Genomic DNA, 23,597 nt, shown 5'->3' on the forward strand with positions numbered 1-23,597 from the left:
TGCAAGTCGAGGTCTTCCGGCAGATGGGCAGTGTGAGAACTTCCATCCTGGAAGACCTCGACGTCTATCCGCGAACCAGCCGCCGACCCTCGACTACACCCTCAACTGCGAAGAGCCACGAATGTGCCGCGCGGCGCGGCGGACCGCGCGGCCGCGATGCGATCCGTCGCGACGTCGATGTCGAAGAGCCGGCCGTCGGCGGCGTCCTCGATGTTGGCCCCGACGACTCCGATCGCGACGGCGCGGGCGACCGTCTCGGCGACGTCCTCAGGCTGGTCGCCGTAGCCGGCCTCGAGGTCGGCGGTCACCGGCACATCGACCGCCGCGACGATCGCCGCGACATGAGCGAGCATCTCGTCGCGGTCGATGAGGCCGCCGTCGCGGACGCCCGCCGCCCACGCAATGCCCGCACTGGTCGTCGCGATCGCGGGGAACCCGATCGACGCGAGGATGCGCGCGCCACCGGCATCCCACACGTTCGGCAGAACGAACCCGCGCTCGTGCAGCGCGAGGAAGGTCGCGGCCCGTTCGGCGCGCGTGTCGGTGCTCATGGCTACCGTCGTAGACGCGAGGATGCCTCTCGTCAAGAGGAAGTGCGGCACGCGGCGGCGCCGGTTCAAACGACCAGCGAGCGACGGAAAATGTGGAGCCTAGGAGATTCGAACTCCTGACATCCTGCTTGCAAAGCAGGCGCTCTACCAACTGAGCTAAGGCCCCGGACGGGAAATGGTGGGGCTACCAGGACTTGAACCTGGGACCTCTTCATTATCAGTGAAGCGCTCTAACCGCCTGAGCTATAGCCCCGTCCGGAGGTCGGCGTTACCGCCGTCAACCTCCAAGACTTTACCCGATTATCGGGAGATCTAGAAATCGTGCTGGTCGGGAGGGATCTCGATACGCCCGCCGCTGCGCGGCGGGCACTCGATCACCGGCACCCTCCGGGGGTCCGCTACGCGGCGGGCACTCGATCACCGGGCGCCGGCGAGCCGCCCGCCTCGCCGTCAGTTCGAGGTGAAGCCGACGAGCAGGCCGCCGGTGACCTTGACCATCAGGTTGTAGATGCCGGCGACGACAGCGCCCAGCACCGTCACGACGATGAGGTTCAAGATCGCCACGATCGCCGAGAACGCCATCACCTGCGACAGGCCGACGTAGTCACTCAGCGTGAAGTTGTCGTCGAACGCCTTGAACAGCTCGTCGAGGCGACCGATCATGCCGGTCGTCTGCAGCACCATGAACACGAGGAAGCTCGCGACGATCGTCACGATCGCCAGCGCCACAGCTGCCAGGAACGACAGCTTCACTGCAGACCAGAAGTCCACGTACACGAGGCGCAGGCGCACCTGCTTCGCGCTGGTCTTGCTGGACGACTTCCTGGCCAGCTTGTCGGCTACCGTGCTCATGCGTCGGGGTCACTCTCTTCGGGGCTCGCGGACGGGTTCTCGTCTGCGGCGGCGGGTGTGGCGGGCTCCTCGGATTCGGAAGCCTGTCCCAGGGTCCGCTCCGAATTGCGGGCGATCGCGAGGATGCGATCGTCGTCATCGGGGCGGGCGAACACGACACCCATCGTGTCGCGACCCTTGGCGGGGACCTCGGCCACGGCAGAGCGTACCACCTTGCCGCTGGCAAGAACCACCAAGACCTCGTCGTCCTCAGAGACGATCAGACCGCCCGCGAGATCACCGCGATCCTCGTTCAGCTTGGCCACCTTGATGCCCAGTCCGCCACGCCCCTGCAACCGATATTCGGCCACCTTCGTGCGCTTGGCGTACCCGCCCTCGGTCACCACGAACACGTACTCATCATCACGGGCGACGGATGCCGAGAGCAGCGAATCGCCCTCGCGGAAGCTCATGCCCTTCACACCCTCGGTCGCGCGACCCATCGGACGCAGCGAGTCGTCGGTCGCGGTGAACCGCAGCGACATGCCGTGGTGCGAGATCAGCAGGATGTCGTCGGTGTCATCGACGAGCAGTGCGCTGACGAGCTCGTCGCCGCCCTCTTCCTCATCCTGCCCGCGCAGGCGGATCGCGATGATCCCGCCCTGACGGTTCGTGTCGTACTCGCTGAGGAAAGTCTTCTTGACCTTGCCGTCGCGCGTCGCGAGCACGAGGTGGGTCGCGACCTTGTAGTCGCGGATGTCGAGCATCTGCGCGATCTGCTCACCCGGCTGCAGCGCAAGCAGATTCGCGACGTGCTGACCCTTGGCATCCCGCCCCGCCTCGGGAACCTCGTACGCCTTGCAGCGGTAGACACGACCCTTCGTCGTGAAGAACAGCAACCAGTGGTGCGTCGTCGTCACGAAGAAGTGCTCGACGACGTCATCGGCCCGCAGCTGCGCACCCTTGACGCCCTTGCCACCGCGGTGCTGCGATCGGTAGTTGTCGCTGCGCGTGCGCTTGATGTAGCCCTCGCGCGTGACGGTGACGACCATCTCCTCTTCGGGGATGAGGTCTTCCATCGACATGTCGCCGTCGAATCCGTGCAGGATGTGCGTGCGACGCTCGTCGCCGAACTTGTCGACGATGCCGGTCAGCTCGTCGGCGATGATCGTGCGCTGGCGCCCGGGCGTCGCGAGGATGTCGTTGAGGTCAGCGATCTTCAGCTCGAGCTCGTTCGCCTCGTCGATGATCTTCTGACGCTCCATCGCGGCGAGGCGACGCAGCTGCATCGTCAGGATCGCGTCGGCCTGATCGTCGTCGATCTCAAGCAGCGCCTTCAGGCCCTCGCGCGCGTCGTCGGCGGTCGCCGACGCGCGGATCAGCGCGATGACCTCGTCGAGCGCGTCGAGCGCCTTGAGGTATCCGCGCAGGATGTGCATGCGCTTCTCGGCCTCGCGCAGGCGGTACTGCGTGCGCCGGACGATGACCTCGACCTGGTGCTCGATCCAGTACGAGACGAACCCGTCGAGTGCGAGCGTGCGCGGCACGCCGTCGACGATCGCGAGCATGTTCGCGCCGAAGTTCTCCTGCAGCTGCGTGTGCTTGTACAGGTTGTTGAGCACGACCTTCGCAACGGCATCCCGCTTCAGCACGATCACGAGGCGCTGACCGGTGCGATCACTCGTCTCGTCGCGGATGTCGGCGATGCCCGACAGCTTGCCGTCGCGCGCGAGGTCGCGGATCTTCGCCGCGACGTTGTCGGGGTTCACCTGATACGGCAGCTCGGTGACGACGAGGCACGTGCGACCGTGGATCTCTTCGACGTTCACGACCGAGCGCATCGTGATCGACCCGCGCCCCGTGCGCTGCGCTTCGCGGATGCCCTTCGTGCCGAGGATCTGCGCACCGGTCGGGAAGTCGGGGCCGGGAATGCGCGCCATGAGCGCGTCGAGAAGCTCTTCGCGGGATGCCTCGGGGTGCTCGAGCGCCCACAGGGCACCATCGGCGACCTCGCGCAGGTTGTGCGGCGGGATGTTGGTCGCCATGCCGACGGCGATACCCACCGAGCCGTTCACCAGCAGGTTCGGGAACCGCGCCGGCAGAACGGTCGGCTCTTGCGTCTTGCCGTCGTAGTTGGGCTCGAAATCGACGGTGTCCTCGTCGATGTCGCGCACCATCTCCATCGCGAGCGGCGCCATCTTGGTCTCGGTGTACCGCGAAGCGGCGGCACCCATGTTGCCCGGGGTGCCGAAGTTGCCCTGGCCCTCGGCCAGCGGATACCGCAGCGACCACGGCTGCACGAGACGCACGAGCGCGTCGTAGATCGCGCTGTCGCCGTGTGGGTGGAACTGACCCATGACATCGCCGACGATGCGCGCACACTTGTTGAAACCGCGGTCGGGCCGGTACCCGCCGTCGAACATGCCGTAGATCACGCGGCGGTGCACGGGCTTGAGCCCGTCGCGCACGTCGGGCAGCGCGCGCCCGACGATGACGCTCATCGCGTAGTCGAGGTAGCTGCGCTGCATCTCGACCTGCAGGTCGACCTGATCGATGTTGCCGTGGTTGTACCCGGCGGTCGGATCGGGGCGTTCGTCGTCAGTCATGTGTGTGCCTTTGCATCCGGTGATCGAGTGCCGCGGCGCAGCCGCGGTGTAGCGAGATCACGGCGTCGTCAAATATCGAGGAAGCGGACGTCTTTCGCGTTGCGCTGGATGAAGCTGCGGCGCGACTCGACGTCTTCGCCCATCAGCACCGAGAAGATCTCGTCGGCCGCGGCGGCGTCGTCGATCGTCACCTGACGCAGCGTCCGGGTGTCGGGGTCCATCGTGGTCTCCCACAGCTCCTTGGCGTTCATCTCGCCGAGACCCTTGTAGCGCTGCACGCCTTCCTTGGGCAGGCGCTTGCCTGCTTCGGCCCCGGCGGCCAGCAGCGCGTCGCGTTCGCGGTCGCTGTACACGTACTCGTGCGGCGAGTTGCTCCACTTGAGGCGGAACAGCGGCGGCATCGCGAGGTAGACGTAGCCGGCCTCGATGAGTCCGCGCATGTAGCGGAACAGCAGCGTCAGCAGCAGCGTCGTGATGTGCTGGCCGTCGACATCGGCATCCGCCATCAGCACGATCTTGTGATAGCGCGCCTTGGCGACATCGAAGTCCTCGCCGATACCCGTGCCGAAGGCCTGGATCATCGCCTGGATCTCGGCGTTGCCGAGCGCACGGTCGAGCCGCGCCTTCTCGACGTTGAGGATCTTGCCGCGCAGCGACAGGATCGCCTGCCGCTCGGGGTCACGACCCGACACCGCCGAACCGCCGGCCGAGTCACCCTCGACGAGGAAGATCTCGCTGATCGAGGGATCCTTGCTCGTGCAGTCCTTGAGCTTTTCGGGCATGGATGCCGACTCGAAAACGCTCTTGCGGCGTGCGGTCTCGCGCGCCTTGCGCGCCGCGAGCCGTGCGGTCGCCGCGTCGATCGCCTTCGTGATGACGCGCTTGGCCTGCGCGGGGTTGCGGTCGAGCCAATCGGTCAGCTGGTCGCCGACGATCTTCTGCACGAACGCCTTCGCCTCGGTGTTGCCGAGCTTGGTCTTGGTCTGACCCTCGAACTGCGGCTCGGAGAGCTTGACCGAGATGACCGCCGTCAGGCCCTCGCGGATGTCCTCACCCGTGAGGTTGTCGTCCTTCTCTTTGAGCAGGTTGTTCGCGCGGGCGTACTTGTTGACGAGCGTCGTCAGCGCAGCGCGGAAGCCCTCTTCGTGCGTGCCGCCCTCATGCGTGTTGATCGTGTTCGCGAACGTGAAGACGTTCTCGGTGTAGCTCGTCGTCCACTGCATCGCGAGCTCGAGCGAGATGTGCCGCTCGGTGTCTTCGGACTCGACCTCGATGATGTCTTCGTTGACGACCTCGGCCTTGCGCACCTTGTTGAGGTACTCGACGTAGTCGACCAGGCCGCGCTCATAGAGGAAGTCGTCGTGCGGCTGCTTCTCGATCGCCTGACCGTCTTCGCCGTCGACGACGTAGGCCGACTCGGGGCGCAGATCGCTGAGCCTGATCCGCAGACCCTTGTTCAGGAACGCCGTCTGCTGGAAGCGCGTGCGCAGCGTCTCGTAGTCGAAGTGGATGGTCTCGAAGATCGTGGCATCCGGCCAGAACGTGATGATCGTTCCGGTCTCTTCGGTCACCTCACCCTGCGCGAGCGGTGCGAGCGGCTTGCCACCGTCGGCGAACGACTGGCGCCAGACGAAGCCCTGGCGGCGGATCTCGACGTCGAATCGCGTCGACAGCGCGTTCACGACCGACGAGCCGACGCCGTGCAGACCGCCCGAGACCGCATATCCGCCGCCGCCGAACTTGCCGCCGGCGTGCAGAACCGTGAGCACGACCTCGACGGTCGACTTGCTGGGGTCGGACGCGTGCGGATCGACGGGGATGCCGCGGCCGTTGTCGACCACGCGCAGCGCGCCGTCTTCGAGGATCGTCACGTCGATCGTGTCGCAGTACCCCGCGAGCGCCTCATCGACCGAGTTGTCGACGATCTCGTAGACGAGGTGGTGCAGACCCCGCTCACCGGTCGAGCCGATGTACATTCCGGGGCGCTTGCGCACCGCCTCGAGGCCCTCGAGCACCTGGATGGCGTCGGCCCCGTACTCGTTCTCGACCTTCTTCGCCGGCTGGATGTGCTTCGTGGCGTCGTCTTCAGGAACGCTGTCAGGGGTAACGGACGTCATAGGTTTCGAGCGCTCCAGAATCTTCAGATCAGGGTCGATCCATTCTATCGCCATCCGGGGCCGATTTCCCCGCTGAACGGCCCTGTGGCGCCCTGAAACGCGTCGAGATGCCGACGGACGTGGATCAGCCGTAGGTATCGCGAGGACCGCGCCCTGGAACGGCTCTGGGGCCCCATTTCCAGGAGGGAACGTCCGGGCCGATGAAACGGACGTTCACGACACCGGCATCCGGGAACCGTCGCATGAGCTGCGTCACGATCTCGGCGCGCATTAGCTGGAGGTTCTTCGCCCACGCCGTCGAATCGCACTGCACGGTCAGCAACCCGTCGGAAAGAGCGACCGGATGCGCGTGCCGCGCCGTCTCGGCGCCGGTCACCTCTTCCCACTGCAGCACGAGGTCTTCCTTCGCGAGCTGGCTGTCCCAGCCGGCCTGCTTCGTGAGGTCGGCAAGCACATCGCCGACGCCGTGGGGCTCGCGCCCGGGCATGAACGGCTGCTTGTCGTCGTCTTCGGCGAGGCGCTTGCGACGTCGGCGGGCACCGCGGGCCGACGGCGGCAGGCCGCGCAGACGCAGGTAGGTCGCGACGGTCTCGGGGATCTCGGGGATCTCGTCAGGCATGCGGCACCTCCGCGTCGACGATCGTGCCGGCGACGACACGCACCGTGCGCGCCCGCAGCGCGAGGGGAACGTCTTCTTCGACGGCCGCCGTGACGATCACCTGCTCGAAACCCTCGACCAGACCCGCGAGACGCGCGCGCCGGTCGGTGTCGAGCTCGGCGAACACATCGTCGAGGATCAGGATCGGATCCCCCAGCTGCGACTGTGCGCGCAGCAGCTGAGCGGATGCCAGGCGCAGCGCGAGCGCGACCGACCACGATTCGCCATGTGAGGCGTAGCCCTTCACCGGAAGTCCGCGCACGCGCAGCAGGAGGTCATCGCGGTGCGGGCCGACAAGTGTGAGGCCGCGGTCGAGCTCGGCCGAGCGCTTCGCGGTCAGTGACTCGCGGAATTGACGCTGGATCTCTTCGGCGCCGCGGCCGGGGGCGGGGATCGCGCCTGGGGCCGTGCCACGAGCGGATGCCTGCGATTGCGCGTCGGTGTCGTCGAGATCCTCCGGGTCACCGCCCCCGATCGACAGCGCCCACTCCAGTTCGGGTCGGTGATCGGCGCCCGCGATCGCGGTGTACGCCTGCGCGACGGGCATCGCGAGCTCGTCGGCGAGAGCCAGTCGCGCACGGATCACCTCGGTGCCGAGCTGGACGAGCTTGTCGTCCCACACCTCGAGCGTCGTGAGTCCGTCGCCACGGATGCCCCGGGCGCGCGCCGACTTCAGCAGCGCGTTGCGCTGCTTGAGCACGCGGTCGTAGTCGGCCAGCACGCCGGCCATGCGCGGAGCGCGCTGGATCAGCAGCTGATCGGCGAACCGCCGGCGCGCGGACGGATCGGAGCGCACGATCTGCAGGTCCTCCGGGGCGAACAGCACGACCTGCGCGTGCCGCGGAAGCTCGGCGGTTTTCACGTTCGCGCCGTTGACGCGCGCCTTGTTGCTGCCCGAGCGATTGAGTTGCGCCTCGAGCACGACACGACGTTCGCCGTAGGCGAGGCGCATGCGCACGATCGCGGCATCCGCGCCGTCGCGCACCATCGGGGCATCCTGCGACACGCGATGCGAGCCGAGCGTCGCGAAGTAGCCGATCGCCTCGGCGAGATTGGTCTTGCCCTGACCGTTGCGGCCCACGAAGACGTTCGCGCCGGATGCCAGGGTCACGTCGGCGACCGCATAGTTGCGGAAGTCGACGAGACTCAGCTGCTCCACGATCACCAGATCAGCCTAGGCGGCGGTGCCTACATCGACCGGACCGCGTCGGAGTGATCTCGATACACCGGCGCTGCGCGCCGGCACTCGATCAGCGGTGGGGCCCGCACCCCGGTGGTTGAGTAGCCGCCGAAGGCGGCGTATCGAAACCCCGGCGTCAGCGCAACAGCAGGTTCGGCTGCAGCAGGTACTTGAAAGTCTCGGGCGTGCCCGAGGTCTGCGGCGTGATCAGCACGGGGCTGAGCTTGTTCGCATTGTCGCTCGAGGTGAACGTGATGCGCGCGAACTCGCTCTTGACGGCGCCGAGCGCCTCGAGCAGGTACTGCGGGTTGAGACCGAGCGTGACCTCTTCGCCGGCGAGGGTCGCATCGACCGACTCGGTCGCGCGGGCCTGCTCGGTACCGGAGGCATCCATCGACACGCCGTCTTCGGTGAAGGTGAACCGCAGCGGAGCCGAGCGGTCGAGCACGAGCGACACGCGGCGGACGGCCTCGGCGAGGTCGGCGGTGTTCACGACGGCGTAGTGGTCGGTCTGCTCGGGGAACAGACGCCGCACCGGCGGGAAGTTGCCCTTGATCAGCAGCGACGTGACCGTCTTGTTGCCCGAGGTGAAGGCGATGATCTCGCGGTCACCCGATCCCGAGAACGACACCTGGATGTCACCCGAGTGCGCGAACGTCTTGCCGACCTCGGTCAGCGTGCGCGCGGGGACGAGCGCCGTCGTCGTCTCATCCGTCGCGACGCCGCCGCCATCGAAGGCGACTTCGCGCAGCGCGACGCGGTAGCGGTCGGTGGCGACCAGGCTCAGCGACGTGCCAGCGACCTCGAGCTGCACACCCGTGAGCACGGGGGTCACATCGTCACGCGATGCGGCGAAGGCGACCTGCGCGATCGCGGTCGCGAAGTCTTCCGCCGGGACGAGACCCGACTCACCGGAGACCTCGGGAATCGCGGGGTATTCCTGCACCGGCATGGATGCCAGGGTGAACCGCGCCGAACCACACGTCAGGACGATGCCGTCGTCTTCGCCGACCTCGATCTGGATCGGGGCGTTCGGCAGCCGGCTCGCGATCTCAGACAGCAGGCGGCCGTGCACGAGGATCGTGCCGGGGTCATCGACCGTCGCCTCGATCGTCGTACGAGCGGATGCCTCGTAGTCGAACGCCGCGAGCGAGAGTCCCTCTTCGGATGCCTCGATCAGCACGCCGGCCAGGATCGGCTGCGGGTTGCGCTGCGGCAGGAGCTTGACGACAAATGACACGGCCTCGCTGAACACGTCGCGATTCACGTGGAACTTCACTGTGGCTCCCTTGGCTCGAGTAGGGCCTTCCCATGCTAGTGCCCTGTTGCTCGTGCGCTGTGTGTTGATTCTCGTTGCCGAGTCCGCTGCGGCGGTCGCTCGCCACTTGGTGATCGAATCGGGTTTCTCTAGATAGTTCTCTGTCATGGTGTTAACAGCTGTGGAAACTGTGGATAACCATCGCGATCCCGCTCGGCGAGCCGAAACCACACGCGTGTAAGTTGTGGGCGAGCTGCGGATGACAGTGTCAGCGCGGAACTTCGGCGCTGTGGCCTCACAACGTGTCATCCACAGTCACGGTCGATCTGCTCACAATTGTTCGACGCCGTCGCGGAGTTATCCACAGCCTGTCCACACTGTGCAGAACGCGGATGATGGGGCACACGGGGCATCCGTGTCAAGCCGGCGGTGCCGGCATCCGTCATCTCGGGCGTGTCGAGCTTCAGCGGCTGACGCGGCCGAGCTGCGTCGTGATCTCGGAGACCTGGTTGTAGATCGAGCGCCTTTCCTTCATGAGTTGCGCGATCTTCTTGCAGGCGTACATGACCGTGGTGTGGTCGCGGTTTCCGAACAGTTGGCCGATCTTCGGCAGCGACAGGTTGGTGCGCTCGCGGCACAGGTACATTGCGATCTGGCGCGCCGTCGCGACAGACTGCGACCGACTCGAGCCGTACAGGTCGTCGACCGAGAGCCGGAAGTACTGCGCCGTGGCGGCGATGATGTCGGTCGGCATGATGACGTTGGCGTCATCGGTGTCGACGATGTCGCGCAGCACGGTCTGCGCGAGCGAGATGTCGAGGCTCGAGCGGTTGAGGCTCGCGAACGCCGAGACGCGGATGAGTGCACCCTCGAGTTCGCGGATGTTGCTCGAGACCTTGGTCGCGATGTACTCGAGCACCTCGTCGGGGACGAGCAACCGCTCGGACTGCGCCTTCTTGCGGAGGATCGCGATGCGCGTCTCGAGGTCGGGCGCCTGCACGTCGGTGATGAGGCCCCACTCGAACCGGCTGCGCATGCGGTCTTCGAACCCGGTGAGCTGCCGCGGCGGCACATCACTGGTGATGACGACCTGCTTGTCGTGATCGTGCAGCGTGTTGAACGTGTGGAAGAACGCCTCCTGCGTCTCCTGACGTCCCTGCAAGAACTGGATGTCGTCGATCAGCAGGATGTCCACGTCGCGATAGCGCGCCTGGAACGCCGAACCTCGGTTGTTGGCGATCGAGTTGATGAAGTCGTTCGTGAACTCTTCGCTGGACACGTAACGGATGCGGATGCCGGGGAACAGATCGATCGCGTAGTTGCCGATCGCGTGCAGCAGGTGTGTCTTGCCGAGGCCGGAGTCGCCGTAGACGAACAGCGGGTTGTACGCCTTCGCCGGAGCTTCGGCCACAGCGACGGCCGCAGCGTGGGCGAACCTGTTCGACTGACCGATGACGAAGTTGTCGAAGCTGTACTTCTGGTTCAGGCGGGTGTCGGTGCGCGAGGCGACGGATGCCGGTTCGGGTGTCTCCTCGAGCGGAGAGCGCGCCAGCGTCGGGGCGACCGGTGCCGTTGATTCCGGCACCGATCCCTGCACCGGGATTGGCGCCGTCAGGTGCGCGTCGGCGAGTTCGGGGTTGACGACGACACGGAAGGCCGTTGCGGCCGGCTCCGCATCGACGTGGGCGAGCGCCTCCATGATCGGGGCGCGCAGCCGCTTGGTCAGCTGCGCGGCGGTGAGCTCGTTGGGAACGTCGAGGTAGAGCGTTCCGCCCATGACACCCTGCGCGACGGCGAGGTTGAGGAATCCGAGCAGCTGCGGAGTGACGCGCTCATCGTCCTCGAGGTGCTCCAGCACGGCGGTCCAGACCGGGACATCCGGAACTTCGTGCTGCGACATGGGCTCCCCAGGTTTCGGGATGGAACACTCGAGCGGTGCACTCGAGCGGGGCGCACGGTCGCCGACTTTGGTTCCCCGAGCCCTGTGGATAACTACCCGAGCCACGGTAGTCAGCGACCCCGTCGAGAGCAAAATCCACTGTAGATCCGCTCCGCGTGTCCTTGCCACTCACTATCCACAGGCGGTGGATAATGTCCTGTTCACCGGCGCCGGTTTGAGGTCTGGGCGATCCCGACGTATTCTTAGTCGGTTGACTTATGCCCATACGGGCAGTCCCCTGTACCTGTGTCTCCGGCCTAGAGCATTCCGGTGACCGCCGATCCGGAGTGATCCTCATGAGCAAGCGCACGTTCCAGCCCAACAACCGCCGCCGCGCCAAGAAGCACGGCTTCCGCGCCCGCATGCGCACGCGTGCCGGCCGGTCGATCCTGTCGGCGCGCCGCGCCAAGGGTCGCACCGAGCTGTCGGCCTGATCTGACCCGGTGCTGGGGCGCGGGAACCGAATCACCCGCGGGGCGGACTACAGATCCGTCGTCCGCGGTGGTTCCCGATGCTCCGGCCCGCGCACGGTGACCTACGTCGTCACCACTTCCGAAGACCGTCCACCGCGGTTCGGATTCATCGTGAGCAAACAGGTGGGAACAGCAGTGACCCGCAACACCGTCCGGCGCCGGCTCAAAGCCGTGTGTGCCGAGGTGCTTCCCCACGTGCGGCCCGGCGCCGACGTCGTCATTCGCGCGCTTCCGTCTGCGGCATCCGCCGATTTCGCCGAACTGCGTTCCGAAGTGACCCGATGTCTGCAACGGCGGGCGGCCGCGTGAGCACCACGACGCTGCCGTCGTACTCCCTCGGGAGCGGCACCCTCTCGGCATCCGACCTTCTCGCTTCTGTCCCACTGGTCCCCCGCAATCTCGGACTCGCGCTGCTGCACGGCTACCGGGCGACGATTTCGCACGTCTACGGCGACGTCTGCAAGTACTACCCGTCGTGCTCGGCCTATGCGGTCGGCGCTGTGCAACAGCATGGGCTGCTGAAGGGTTCTGCCCTCACCGCGGCGCGGTTGGCCCGGTGCCACCCGTGGGCACAGGGCGGCATCGACGATGTTCCCCTCCATCGGAATTTCCGACACGAACTGACCCGACACGGATTCGTGGTGCCGCCTGCGCGCGGTGCAGCGGCATCCGCGTCGACGAGAAAGGACTGATCCGTGCTGGATCTTCTCGCCGCGACACCGAGCCCGGTCGCCGACTCCGGCGGCTTCGACCTCTTCAGTACCATCATGTGGCCGTTCAAGTGGGCGGTCGAAGCGATCCTCGTGTTCTGGCACTGGATCTTCACGACCGTCGGCCTCGAGGCGAACGCGGGCTTGACCTGGGTGCTCTCGATCATCGGCCTCGTGGTCGTTGTGCGCTCGGCGCTGATCCCGCTATTCGTGCGGCAGATCAAGAGCCAGCGCAAGATGATGGAAATCGCTCCTGAACTGCGAAAAGTTCAGGAGAAGTACCGCGGTAAGAAGGATCAGCTCTCTCGCGAGGCGATGAGCCGCGAGACGATGGCGCTGTACAAGAAGCACGGCACCACGCCTGTCGCGAGCTGTCTGCCGTTGCTCGTGCAGATGCCGATTCTGCTGGGCATGTTCTACACACTCAGCGATGTCAAGAAGCACGCCGAAGCCGGCATTGGCGGCGTGGGCCTGTTGAGCGCCGAGCTGACCAGGCAGTTCTACGATGCGCAGCTGTTCGGGGTAGCGCCGCTGCACACGAACATGACCGAGGCGATCAATGCGGGCCAGACGGCGACGGTCACAATCCTCGTGATCCTCGTCATCCTGATGATCGCCTCACAGTTCTTCACACAGCTGCAGATCATTTCGAAGAACCTCTCCCCTGAGGCAAAGACCGGCCAGGCCTACCAGATGCAGCGCATCATGCTGTACGTCCTGCCGCTGGCCTTCATCTTCTCGGGCGTCTTCTTCCCCCTGGGTGTCGTGCTGTACTGGTTCACGTCCAACATCTGGACGATGGTGCAGCAGTTCCTCGTCATCCGGAACCTGCCGACGCCGGGCTCTGATGCCGCCAAGGCACGTGAAGAGCGCCTCGCGCGCCGGGGCAAGGCACTCGATGCTCAGGGCAAGGTCGTGCCCATGGAGAAGTACCAGGCCGAGCAGCAGCGTCTGTACGAAGAGGCCGAGAAGGCGAAGGCTCAGGCGCCCAAGCGCCAGCAGCCCATGAGCAAGGAACGCGCCAAGAAGCAGGCGCAGAAGAACAAGCCCACCGACGAGTCGTGACGAGGCCCATCATGAGCAACACCGCAGATCAGACCACCGAGCGCACCTCCGCAACCGTTGAGCAGCTGGAGCAGGAGGGCGACGTCGCCGCCGACTACCTCGAAGGACTGCTGGACATCGCCGACATCGAGGGTGACCTCGCTCTCGACGTCCGTAGCGGCCGCGCCTACGTTTCGGTCGAGAATGAGGATGCCGACGCGCTGCGCCTGCTCTCCGACCCCGAGACTGTCCAGGCGCTGCAGGAGCTGACCCGCATTGCGGTGCAGACGCAGACCGGTCGCTTCTCGCGGCTGATCCTCGATGTGGGTGGGTCGCGCGACGCGCGTCAGACCCAGCTCGAGAAGCTCGTCGACAGGGCGATCGAGCGGCTGGACGAGGGCGCGTCGCAGGCGTCGCTGCCCGCAATGTCAAGCTACGAGCGCAAGCTCATCCACGACATCGTCGCTGAGCGCGGGCTCGTCTCCGAGTCGTACGGCGAGGGCGCTGACCGTCACACGGTCATCCGCCGCGGTTGACGTTGTGGCGGACGCTGTGGCTGACGTTGGTGCTCGCGTTTCACGTGAAACATCGCGATGATCGAAGCTGAGCCGGCAGAGGCATCCATCGTCTTCGGCGAGCACATCGAGCGTGCTCGCGCCTTCACCGCCGCCCTCGGTGAGCACGGTGAGGAGCGAGGGCTGATCGGCCCGCTTGAGCCGGCAAGAGTGTGGACGCGGCACATCCTGAACTCAGCCGTCGCAGCGCCGCTGTTCGCGGCCGATGCGCGCGTGGGCGACATCGGTTCGGGAGCAGGGCTGCCCGGGTTGGTGCTCGCGATTGCGCGCCCCGACGTGAACTGGGTGCTCATCGAGCCGATGGAGCGTCGTGTGGCATGGCTACAGGAGCAGACGGATGCCCTGGCCCTCGACAACGTTGAGGTCGTGCGGGCTCGCGGTGAAGAGTGGAAGCAGGGTCCGGTGCTGGATGCCGTGACCGCTCGCGCCGTCAGTGCGCTGAAGACGCTCATTCCCCTGACTGTGCCTCTGCTGCGCCCGGGCGGGGAGCTGGTTCTACTGAAGGGCTCCAACGCAGCGAACGAGATCACCGCGGCCGAGAAGGTCATTCGCAAGTACAAGCTCACCGATGTGCGGGTCGAGATAGTCGGCGAAGGCGTGATCTCCGAGCCCACCCGCGTGATCCGCGCCACTCGCGCTGGTTGAGTAGCCCGGCGCAGCTGCCTTCCGGTGGTTGAGTAGGCGGCGAAGCCGCCGTATCGAAACCATCACCGGTTGTGGGATGTGATCTCGATAAACCGGCGCTACGCGCCGGCACTCGATCACCGGGACGCAAGTCGGTGGTCGAGTAGCCCGGCGCAGCCGGGCGTATCGAAACCACACCCCGCGGGAGTGGCGCGATGTTTCACGTGAAACCCTTACCCCGTGACCTCGATGCACCGGCGCTGCGCGCCGGCACTCGATCACCGGTAGGACGGTCGCTCCACCCCCCGGTGGTTGAGTAGCCCGGCGAAGCCGGGCGTATCGAAACCACCACCCCACCCGCCGCGCACCGCCTCCTCCCCAATCACCACTTTGGCGAGACTGTCCACTGATCGGCGTCTGCCGCTCCCACGGGTGTCGCCTACTAGGCACCATCGACGCATGCCGTTCATGTACATTCTCAAATGCTCCGACGGGTCGTTCTACGTCGGTAGCTGTCGCAACATCGACCACCGCCTCTGGCTGCACAATATCGGCGAGGGCGCCGAGTACACCAAGCGCCGCCGGCCCGTCACCCTCGTCTATCAGGAGGAGTTCGACAACGTTGGTGACGCGTTCGCCCGCGAGAAGCAGGTTCAGGGCTGGAGTCGTGCCAAGCGGCGCGCACTGATCGACTTCCGTGGGTCGGAGTTGCCCGCGCTCAGCCGGAAGGTCTTCGGCGGTGACTGCGACGACGACGATCCACCTCCATCCGCGGCGTGATGTTTCACGTGAAACGGGTTGCGCCGTGATCTCGATACACCGGCGCTACGCACCGGCACTCGATCGCCGGGTGGGCCGACCGCATGTCGGTTGTTGAGTAGTCCGGCGCAGCCGGGCGTATCGAAACCACACTCGCGCATCGCGGGGGTGTTTCACGTGAAACGCTCACGATGTGATCTCGATACACCGCGCCTGTGGCGCGGCACTCGATCACCGAGGCCCAAGCCGATGGTTGAGTAGGCGGCGAAGCCGCCGTATCGAAACCACACTCCCGCGCCGCAGCCGTGATGTTTCACGTGAAACGGGTTGCGGAGTGATCTCGATACACCGGCGCTACGCACCGGCACTCGATCGCCGGGGTGGGCCGACCGCATGTCGGTGGTTGAGTAGCCCGGCGCAGCCGGGCGTATCGAAACCACAACCAGCCCGAACGACCGACGTTTCACGTGAAACGGACGAGGGGGTCGGGAGCCTCGACTACAGTGGGATGGTCCCAGAAAGACAGGAGTTCATGGTGGCGGAATCGGAGAATCTGACCTCTCCCGCACCCTTCTCCATCGACGACAGCCCCATCGCGCGCGAGTTGGCTGATCTCACTTCGCGGCGCAAGGCGCTGGAGGCAGTGTCGTTCGAGTTCTCGGGGAAGACGCGAGTTCTGACGATCTCGAACCAGAAGGGCGGCGTCGGCAAGACCACGACGACCGTCAACATGGCATCCGCCCTCGCGTCGCTGGGTGCACGCGTGCTGGTCATCGATCTCGACCCGCAGGGCAACGCCTCGACGGCCCTCGGAGTGCCGCACACCGCCGAGATCCCCAGCGTCTACGATGTGCTCATCGACGAGTTCCCCCTCGCCGACATCGTCCAGACCAGCCCTGAGTCGCCGAACCTCCTCTGCGCGCCGAGCACCATCCACCTCGCCGGCGCCGAGATCGAACTCGTCTCACAAGTCGCCCGCGAGCACCGCCTGCGCACCGCCCTGGACGACTACCTCGCGGCATCCACCGAACGCCTCGACTTCGTCTTCATCGACTGCCCGCCGTCGCTGGGTCTGCTGACCATCAACGCGTTCACCGCGGCGGAAGAGCTCATGATCCCGATTCAGTGCGAGTACTACGCGCTCGAGGGGCTGAGCCAGTTGCTCGGCAGCATCCGGATGATCCAGAAGCACCTGAACCCGGCACTGCACCTCTCGACGATCCTGCTGACGATGTACGACGGCCGCACGCGGCTCGCGCAGCAGGTCGCGGAGGAGGTGCGCTCGCACTTCCCGAACGAGGTGCTGCACACCGTGATCCCGCGATCGGTCCGCGTCTCCGAGGCCCCCAGCTTTGGACAGACGGTCATCGCGTACGACCCGCAGTCGGTCGGAGCGGTCTCGTACCGCGAGGCTGCAGTAGAACTTGTGCGCCGACAGGAGTCGGCGATGAAAGAGGAGGCGCACTGATGGCGAAGCGAACCGGACTCGGCCGGGGGATCGGCGCACTCATCCCCACGTCAGAGAGCGCTGAGCGACCTGTCGACGTGTTCTTCCCGGGAGCGCGCGCCGCGACCGCGACCGCCACGGTCGAGCCGCCGGCAGGCGAAGACGCTCCTCAGACGGCCGCTCCCGAAGCGGAAGACCTGAATGAGGATGCCAAGGCCGAAGCCGACGAGGCGGCACCAGAACTCGTCGCCGTGCCGGGCGCGCGCCTGATCCACATCGACCCGCACGACATCGTGCCGAACCCGCGGCAGCCGCGCACCAACTTCGACGCCGACGACCTCGCCGAGCTGGTGCACAGCGTGCGAGAGTTCGGCGTTCTGCAGCCCGTCGTGGTCCGCACGAACGAAGACGGCGCGTACGAGCTCATCATGGGCGAGCGCCGCACCCGCGCGTCGCGCGAGGCGGGACTCACGTCGATCCCGGCGATCGTCCGCGACACGGCCGACGAAGACCTGCTCCGTGATGCGCTGCTTGAGAACCTGCACCGCTCGCAGCTGAATCCACTGGAAGAGGCATCCGCCTATCTGCAGCTTCTCGAGGACTTCGGCATCACGCAGGAGGAACTCGCGAACCGCATCGGCCGGTCGCGTCCGCAGATCAGCAACACGATCCGTCTGCTCAAGCTGCCGGTGCCCGTGCAGCAGCGCGTCGCGGCGGGGGTTCTCAGCGCCGGTCACGCCCGCGCGATCCTGTCACTCGACGACGTCGATGCGATGCAGCGCCTCGCCGACAAGATCGTCAACGAGGATCTCTCTGTGCGCGCCGCGGAAGCCGCCGCGAAGGCACCGGGGGCCGGCGGTCGCGCGAGTATCGCACCTAAGGCCGGTGCGCGCCGGGCTCACCTGGACGACGTCGCCGAGCGACTCGGTGACCGACTGAACACGAAGGTGAAGATCTCGTTGACGGCAAGAAAAGGCCAGATCAACATTGATTTCGCCACCATTCAGGACCTCAACCGGATCCTGGGTGAACTGGGTGAAACCGAGTTCGGAGCGCTGTGAGCCGAATCGGGCGGCGTAGGCTTTACGAGTGACCGACCGCCCGAACCTCCCGCGCCGAGCCAGCCTCGAACTGCTGCGCGCCGAGGCCGCGGATGAGCTGTCGGTCTTGATCGAAGAACGCATCCGCGACGGCGAAGACCCGTGGGACTTCATGGAGGATCTGCCGTCCGTCGACGAACTCGTCGTGCTCACGCTGCGCGCCGAGAACATCGCCGCCGACGGCGGCAAGCGGCCCACGGCGGCGCGGAACTACCGGGTGCTGCGCCAGATCGCGCTCGAGCACCCGGCGCTCACGCGCGCCGTGTGGCGTCTGCTGGGTAGCGAACCGCACCGCCGGTGGGATGCCACCGTGCGCGCGGAAGCGTCCTGACGCAGCGACCGGGGCAACCCCCGAAGATCAGGCGAGGTAGGCGGCGAGGTCCTGCTCGAGGGCGAACTTCGGCTTCGCACCGATGATCGTCTTCTCGACCTGACCCTTGTTGAACACCTTCATCGCGGGGATCGAGGTGATCTGGTACTCCATCGCGAGGTTCGGGTTCTCATCGACGTTGAGCTTGAGGACGGTCAGCTTGTCGCCGTTCTCCGACTCGATCTCGTCGAGGATGGGTCCGACCATGCGACACGGGCCACACCAAGCGGCCCAGAAGTCCACCAGCACCGGGCCTTCAGCGTCGATGACATCCTGCTGCCAGGTGCTCTCACTCGTGGCCTTCGCGGTCATTTCCTACTCCTTCTGTCGTGACACATCGGTGTCAGCATCACAAACGCACGTGCCTCACGGTTTGTTCCAGCCTCGCATCCGGCGGCGCTCCGCGGCCAGCCCGCAACCGACCGCCAGCCCGCGGCTCAGGCCGCCGCGTCGTCGAGGCCGTCGATCTCACTAGCGGAGGCATCCGGCGCGCCGGCGTCGCCGAGCGCGGCGAGATAGTGCTCGACGTCGAGTGCGGCGGTCGTGCCGGATGCCGCGGCGGTGACCGCCTGGCGGTACGTCGGGTCGACCACGTCACCGGCGGCGAACACTCCCGGCACCGAGGTGCGCGAGGACCGACCGTCGACCCACACCGTTCCGTGCTCGGTGAGCTCGAGCTGCTCGTGCACGAGGTGCGTGCGCGGGTCGTTTCCGATCGCGACAAAAACCCCGGTCACAGGAAGTTCTCGCGTCGAACCGTCGAGCGTGTCGCGCAGCAGGAGTCCGGTCACGGCATCCTCACCGAGAACATCGGCGACCTCGCTGTTCCAGACGAACTCGATCTTCTCGTTGGCGATCGCGCGCTCCTGCATGATCTTCGAGGCGCGCAGCTCGCTGCGACGGTGGACCACGTAGACCTTCGACGCGAACTTCGTGAGGAACGTCGCCTCTTCCATCGCCGAGTCGCCGCCGCCGATGACCGCGATCTCCTGCTCACGGAAGAAGAAGCCGTCGCACGTCGCGCAGTACGAGACGCCGTGGCCCGAGAGTCGCTGCTCGCCGGCGATGCCGATCTTGCGCGGAGCCGACCCGGTCGCGAACACGATCGCCTCGGCCTCGTGCGATGCGCCGCTGCCGAGCGTCACCTTCTTGACATCGCCGGACAGATCCAGCTCCGTGACGTCGTCGTAGAGCACCTCGGTGCCGAACTTCTCGGCCTGCTCCTGCATCTTGGCCATGAGGTCGGGCCCCATGATGCCCTCGGGGAACCCGGGGAAGTTCTCGACCTCGGTCGTGTTCATCAGCTCACCGCCGGCCTCGACCGAGCTGGCGATCAGCAGCGGCGACAGGTTCGCCCGCGCCGCGTAGATGGCGGCCGTGAAGCCTGCCGGGCCAGAACCGATGATGATGACGTGTCGCACTGCATTCCCCTTCTTCCGCGAGGCCCGATCGGGGCCCCAGCGCATTCAACCCATGGTAGCCGCGGGGCATTCCGCGACCAGGGTGTCGCGGTGCGTGTCAGCGCCCGATGATCCGTCGCACCGCCCGGGTCGCCGCTGCGAGCTCCGGCGCACGGACCAGCGCGAGCGCGGCCACGTAGACGACGAGCGAGACGCCGCCCACGAGCACACTGCCGAGCAGGCCGGTGATCAGCCCGGTCGTCGTCCAGCCGGCGACGCCGCCCGTGAGTGCGAACACGCCCCAACCGGCAAGCCCCGCCGGAACAGCGGCGACCGCGAACCGCACGAGCGCGCGCCACGTCGCACCGAACCGCGCATCGCCGATGTGCCGACGCAGCAGGAACAGCGCCACCGGCAGTTGCACGAACATCGACAGCGACTGCGTCACCGCAATCCCGGCGGCCAGCAGCGACAGCGGCAGCACCGCCTGCGCGAGGAACGCCCCGCCGATCGCGAGCGCACACTGCACGACGGTGAAGTAGAAGGGCGTCCGCGTGTCGTGGAACGCGAAGAACGCGCGCCGGACCACGACCAGGATGCCGAACGGCACGAGCCCCACGAGGTAGGCGAGCAGCACGAGCGCGAAGGATGCCGAGGCATCCGGCCCGTCTGTGAACACCCGCGCGATCGGTACGGATGCCGCCGCGATCGCGACCATGAGACCGAACGCGAACACGCTGAGTCCGCGGGTGCTCTGGTCGAGGTTCGCGTGCACGCGCTCGCTGCGGCCCGCCGCGACGTCTTCGCTGAGCTCGGTGAAGTACGACGTCGAGATCGACATCGCCACGACCGAGTGCGGCAGCATAAAGATCAGCCACGCGAAGTTCAGGGCCGCGATCGAGGAGTCATCGCCGGATGCCGCGGACACGATCCGCGTCTGGATGAGCGCAGCGAGCTGGCCGACCAGCACCGCGAGGAACGTCCACCAGGCCAGGCGCCCCATGTGGCGCAGGCCCATGCCGCGCCACTGGAAGTCGGGACGGAACGTGAGGCCGGTCCGCTTCCAGAAGAACAGCAACAGCAGCGCCTGCAGTGCGATGCCGCCGGTCGCCGTGACCCCCATGAGCGCGATCATCTCGGGCGTCCACTGCGCGACATCCTTCAGAGGCCCGCCGAACAGCAACAGGAAGACGCCGAAACCGGCGAGCGACACGACGTTGTTGACCACCGGCGCCCACGTGTAGGGGCCGAAGACCTTCCGCGCGTTGAGCACTTCGCCGATCAGCGCGTACAGCCCGTAGAACAGCAGTTGCGGCAGGCACCAGTAGGCGAAAGCGATCGAGAGCGCGAGCTGGTCGGGCGTGAACTTGGCGCCGTACAGGCCGATCAGCACCGGGGCGAGGGCCATCACGATGGCGGTGGCGGCGACCATGACGATCGTGCCGAGCGTCAGCAGCTTCGACACGAAACGTGCGCCGCCGTCGCTGTGCGACTGGGCTGCGCGGACGATCTGGGGCACCATGATGCCCGTGATGACGCCCGCCGCGAGCAGCTCGTAGATGTTCGTGGGCAGCGTGTTCGCGACGATGAACGCGTCGCCGGCGCGCGTCGCGGTCGACCCGATCACCGCGACCAGGACGACCGACCGCAGCAGGCCGGTCAGCCGCGAGACGAGTGTGCCGGCGCCGATGATGGCGCTCGCGCGGCCGTGACTAGCCATCGGTGCGCTCCTCGGTGACGTCGGTGGATTCCAGGAAGGCATCCGCCGAGGCTTCCTCAGCGGCATCCGTGGCATCCGCCCCGCCGTCTGTGCCCTCGGCCTCTGCCCCCACATCGCCGCGCCGCCGCCGGCGCACCGTGCGGATGATGCCGACGATGATCAGACCGGCGACGATCACGATCAAGACGACGAGGCCGACCGATTCCCACTCGGCGCGCACCGAGACGTGGACCGATACCGGGTCGCCGATCGCGATCATCGTGGGGCTGCGCAGCTGCAGCGTGACCGACGACTCGCCGCTGCCGACGCGCGCCTCGACGGGCACCTGCACGCGGGTGATCTGCGCGGCACCCGCCTCGACGGGGGTCGTGTTCTGCACGATCAGGCGCGGATCGTTCTGCGTCGTGATGAGCACGAGCGACACGGGCCACTCGAGGTCGTTGCGGACGGAGAACTGCAGCGGTGCACTCGTCGCGGCGAACGTGATGTCACTGGGCTGCACGACGGCGACGGATGCCAGGGTCGTCTGCGTCTGTGCCCGGTGGGCGGCGAAGGCATCCGCCGCACCGGTCGTGTCGCTGCGCCAGCCGTTGCCGAGCAGTTGCAGGATCGAGGCGCGCTCGGGGACGGTTAGCACGGCCGGGTCGGCGAGGATCGTCGCGAAGCTCGTGAGCGTGACCTCGTCCGACAGCAGCGCGTTGAGCTGGTCGACGCGCGCGGCGTCAGCCGGCACGCTCTTGAGCGAGATCGCCGACGCGGTGCCCGACGTGAGTGCGGCCAGGTCGGTCGCTGTGCGGCCGGACAGGCTCGTCGCGGCAGCGACCGTCGCCGCGATGGAGGCCGCCGACCCCGTACCCGACCGGTCGACGGCGACGACAAGGGTCGCATCGGGATGGTCCGTCGTCGCGAGGGCTGCATAGGCGGATGCCTCGGCCAGTGCTCCGTAGCGGGTGACGACGTCGGTGCTGGCCGCCGCAACGCCGAGGGCGGACGAAGCCGCGGCGTCGTAGACGAGCACCCGGGCGTCGCCCGCGGTCGCCCAGGCGGCGGGGGCATCCGAGGCGACGGCACTCGAGTCGAGCAGCGTGATCGACGGCACGTCATCGGTGGTGAGGCTGCCGAGGGCTGCGACCACCTCGCCGCCGGCCGTGCCGGTCGCGGGCCAGAACACGCTTCCCGGTGCGGCGCGCACATCGGTCATCCGCTCGAGAGTCGTCTGTTCGGTCGCGGCGTCGGTCGCGGTCGGCGCGGGGGTGGGCGTCGCGGTGCTCTCGCTCGACGACAGATAGGGGTCGAGCGTCGCGACGGTGAGCGGATCACTCAGCCCCGCGCCGATCTGCGTCGCCAGGTCGGCGTCGCCGAACTGCAGGGCGAACCGACTGTTCGGCAGCGTCATCAGGTCGTCGAGCCAGCGCACGGCCGTCGCGGGTGCAGACGACCCGAGCACGCGGATCGCCGCGACGATCGCGGGGTCCACCGCGAGGATCGCCGACGTGCCGGTGACGGCGTCGAGCCGGGCACGCAGGGCTCCGCCGGAGGCGGTGAGAGTCGCGAGCTGCGAGGCATCCAGCAGCCCCGTCCCGAGCGCAGGCGCCGTGATCGGCACGATGACGCCGAGCTCGCCGGTGCCGGGTTCGCCCGACACGACGAGCACGCTGAAGGCCGACAGGGTGCCCTGCGGGCCGGCGTAGTCGGCGCGCAGCGGGTACACGCCGGCGCCGAGATCTGCCAGCGTCGCCGCGTCGATCGACATGTCGACGACGGCCGTGCCGTGGCCGGCGACACCCGGCAGCGTGGTCTCGGAGATCGTCCGCTCGGTGCGCGTCGCATCGCCACCGGGGGTGTCGAACCAGGCATCCAGCTCAGATCTCGTGGCCAGCGGCGTGCTCGAGGTCGTGATCTTCAGCGCACGCGACGCGATCGTCGATTCCGAGGGATTGTGCACCGTCGTCGTGATGGTCACCGGCTGGTCGGCTGTCACGATGCCGCGGTCGTGCGGCGCCATCGTGAACGTCACCGGCAGCGTCTCGGGCGGGCCGTCGACAGCCCAGGCACCGGCGGGCGCACCCAGCACAAGCGCGGCGACAGCCGTCAGCGCCGCGGCGAGCCGGCCGAGCCGGTGGCGGCGCGGGTGGCGCGCGAGGGCGAGGGATCTGTGCGTCATGGCGGGAATCGACTCTGTGCGATTCACGCCGCACAGACAGGTGCGATTCTAGGGTGACACCCCTGAGCGCA

General features: G+C 67.0%; 22 protein-coding genes and 2 tRNA genes. 10 read left to right on the forward strand and 14 right to left on the reverse strand.

What is annotated here, in order from left to right:
- Positions 1-101: 101 nt before the first annotated feature.
- The 10 genes from BGO46_RS10150 to dnaA all read right to left on the reverse strand — a co-directional run bounded on the left by BGO46_RS10150 (position 102) and on the right by dnaA (position 11,101).
- Positions 102-551, reverse strand: coding sequence for an isocitrate lyase/phosphoenolpyruvate mutase family protein (locus BGO46_RS10150; protein ID WP_292678797.1), 450 nt, complete (start codon positions 549-551; stop codon positions 102-104).
- A gap of 93 nt (positions 552-644) precedes the next feature.
- Positions 645-717: transfer RNA gene (locus BGO46_RS10155), tRNA-Ala, on the reverse strand.
- 10 nt (positions 718-727) lie between these two features.
- Positions 728-804, reverse strand: a tRNA-Ile gene (locus BGO46_RS10160).
- 197 nt (positions 805-1,001) lie between these two features.
- Complete coding sequence (locus BGO46_RS10165) at positions 1,002-1,403, reverse strand: DUF3566 domain-containing protein (protein ID WP_292678795.1); 402 nt, start codon at positions 1,401-1,403, stop codon at positions 1,002-1,004.
- Positions 1,400-3,988, reverse strand: a complete 2,589-nt coding sequence (gene gyrA, locus BGO46_RS10170) for a DNA gyrase subunit A (RefSeq protein ID WP_292897947.1) — start codon at positions 3,986-3,988, stop codon at positions 1,400-1,402. Before gyrA ends, BGO46_RS10165 begins: the two co-directional genes overlap by 4 nt.
- A gap of 68 nt (positions 3,989-4,056) precedes the next feature.
- The gene (gene gyrB / locus BGO46_RS10175; protein ID WP_292678789.1) at positions 4,057-6,105 is read right to left on the reverse strand and encodes a DNA topoisomerase (ATP-hydrolyzing) subunit B; all 2,049 of its coding nucleotides are present in this window, start codon (positions 6,103-6,105) and stop codon (positions 4,057-4,059) included.
- Positions 6,106-6,229: 124 nt separating this feature from the next.
- Complete coding sequence (locus BGO46_RS10180) at positions 6,230-6,724, reverse strand: DciA family protein (RefSeq protein WP_292678788.1); 495 nt, start codon at positions 6,722-6,724, stop codon at positions 6,230-6,232.
- Positions 6,717-7,928: a DNA replication/repair protein RecF gene (recF, locus tag BGO46_RS10185; RefSeq protein ID WP_292678787.1), complete on the reverse strand. Its 1,212-nt coding sequence runs from the start codon at positions 7,926-7,928 to the stop codon at positions 6,717-6,719. The genes BGO46_RS10180 and recF overlap by 8 nt, the downstream gene beginning before the upstream one ends.
- A gap of 151 nt (positions 7,929-8,079) precedes the next feature.
- Positions 8,080-9,222 carry a DNA polymerase III subunit beta gene (dnaN, locus tag BGO46_RS10190; protein WP_292678785.1) on the reverse strand — a complete coding sequence of 381 codons (1,143 nt, stop codon included), beginning with the start codon at positions 9,220-9,222 and terminating at the stop codon, positions 8,080-8,082.
- A 442-nt stretch (positions 9,223-9,664) separates the two neighbouring features.
- Entirely contained in the window at positions 9,665-11,101 is a 1,437-nt protein-coding gene (dnaA, locus tag BGO46_RS10195; protein WP_292678783.1) for a chromosomal replication initiator protein DnaA, read from the reverse strand.
- 335 nt (positions 11,102-11,436) lie between these two features.
- On the opposite strand from dnaA, the gene rpmH reads away from it, so the two are divergent.
- The 10 genes from rpmH (at position 11,437) to BGO46_RS10245 (ending at position 18,203) form a co-directional block, all read left to right on the forward strand.
- Positions 11,437-11,574: a 50S ribosomal protein L34 gene (gene rpmH, locus BGO46_RS10200; protein WP_005054680.1), complete on the forward strand. Its 138-nt coding sequence runs from the start codon at positions 11,437-11,439 to the stop codon at positions 11,572-11,574.
- A 9-nt stretch (positions 11,575-11,583) separates the two neighbouring features.
- The gene (gene rnpA, locus BGO46_RS10205) at positions 11,584-11,922 is read left to right on the forward strand and encodes a ribonuclease P protein component (protein ID WP_292678781.1); all 339 of its coding nucleotides are present in this window, start codon (positions 11,584-11,586) and stop codon (positions 11,920-11,922) included.
- Positions 11,919-12,305 carry a membrane protein insertion efficiency factor YidD gene (gene yidD, locus BGO46_RS10210; RefSeq protein WP_292678779.1) on the forward strand — a complete coding sequence of 129 codons (387 nt, stop codon included), beginning with the start codon at positions 11,919-11,921 and terminating at the stop codon, positions 12,303-12,305. Before rnpA ends, yidD begins: the two co-directional genes overlap by 4 nt.
- Positions 12,306-12,308: 3 nt before the next feature.
- Positions 12,309-13,388, forward strand: coding sequence for a membrane protein insertase YidC (gene yidC, locus BGO46_RS10215; RefSeq protein ID WP_292678776.1), 1,080 nt, complete (start codon positions 12,309-12,311; stop codon positions 13,386-13,388).
- A gap of 11 nt (positions 13,389-13,399) precedes the next feature.
- Positions 13,400-13,903: a R3H domain-containing nucleic acid-binding protein gene (locus tag BGO46_RS10220; protein WP_292678773.1), complete on the forward strand. Its 504-nt coding sequence runs from the start codon at positions 13,400-13,402 to the stop codon at positions 13,901-13,903.
- Positions 13,904-13,960: 57 nt separating this feature from the next.
- On the forward strand, positions 13,961-14,587 hold the full coding sequence (rsmG, locus tag BGO46_RS10225) for a 16S rRNA (guanine(527)-N(7))-methyltransferase RsmG (RefSeq protein ID WP_292678770.1): 627 nt from the start codon (positions 13,961-13,963) through the stop codon (positions 14,585-14,587).
- Between the two features lie 438 nt (positions 14,588-15,025).
- Complete coding sequence (locus BGO46_RS10230; protein ID WP_292678768.1) at positions 15,026-15,346, forward strand: GIY-YIG nuclease family protein; 321 nt, start codon at positions 15,026-15,028, stop codon at positions 15,344-15,346.
- A 511-nt stretch (positions 15,347-15,857) separates the two neighbouring features.
- Positions 15,858-16,793: a ParA family protein gene (locus BGO46_RS10235; RefSeq protein WP_292678766.1), complete on the forward strand. Its 936-nt coding sequence runs from the start codon at positions 15,858-15,860 to the stop codon at positions 16,791-16,793.
- Entirely contained in the window at positions 16,793-17,833 is a 1,041-nt protein-coding gene (locus BGO46_RS10240; protein WP_292678764.1) for a ParB/RepB/Spo0J family partition protein, read from the forward strand. The genes BGO46_RS10235 and BGO46_RS10240 overlap by 1 nt, the downstream gene beginning before the upstream one ends.
- Positions 17,834-17,861: 28 nt before the next feature.
- Positions 17,862-18,203 carry a tryptophan synthase subunit alpha gene (locus tag BGO46_RS10245; protein ID WP_292678762.1) on the forward strand — a complete coding sequence of 114 codons (342 nt, stop codon included), beginning with the start codon at positions 17,862-17,864 and terminating at the stop codon, positions 18,201-18,203.
- A 27-nt stretch (positions 18,204-18,230) separates the two neighbouring features.
- Here the strand turns inward: BGO46_RS10245 and trxA are convergent, their stop codons facing one another.
- The 4 genes from trxA to BGO46_RS10265 form a co-directional block, all read right to left on the reverse strand.
- A complete protein-coding gene (gene trxA / locus BGO46_RS10250) occupies positions 18,231-18,554 on the reverse strand; it encodes a thioredoxin (protein WP_292678758.1) in 324 nt (107 codons plus the stop codon).
- Between the two features lie 125 nt (positions 18,555-18,679).
- Positions 18,680-19,663, reverse strand: a complete 984-nt coding sequence (gene trxB / locus BGO46_RS10255) for a thioredoxin-disulfide reductase (protein ID WP_292678754.1) — start codon at positions 19,661-19,663, stop codon at positions 18,680-18,682.
- Between the two features lie 97 nt (positions 19,664-19,760).
- Complete coding sequence (gene murJ, locus BGO46_RS10260; protein ID WP_292678751.1) at positions 19,761-21,362, reverse strand: murein biosynthesis integral membrane protein MurJ; 1,602 nt, start codon at positions 21,360-21,362, stop codon at positions 19,761-19,763.
- The gene (locus tag BGO46_RS10265) at positions 21,355-23,526 is read right to left on the reverse strand and encodes a DUF6049 family protein (RefSeq protein ID WP_292678748.1); all 2,172 of its coding nucleotides are present in this window, start codon (positions 23,524-23,526) and stop codon (positions 21,355-21,357) included. Before BGO46_RS10265 ends, murJ begins: the two co-directional genes overlap by 8 nt.
- Between the last annotated feature and the right edge of the window lie 71 nt (positions 23,527-23,597).

This window comes from Microbacterium sp. 70-16, assembly GCF_001898315.1.
Lineage (GTDB): Bacteria > Actinomycetota > Actinomycetes > Actinomycetales > Microbacteriaceae > Microbacterium.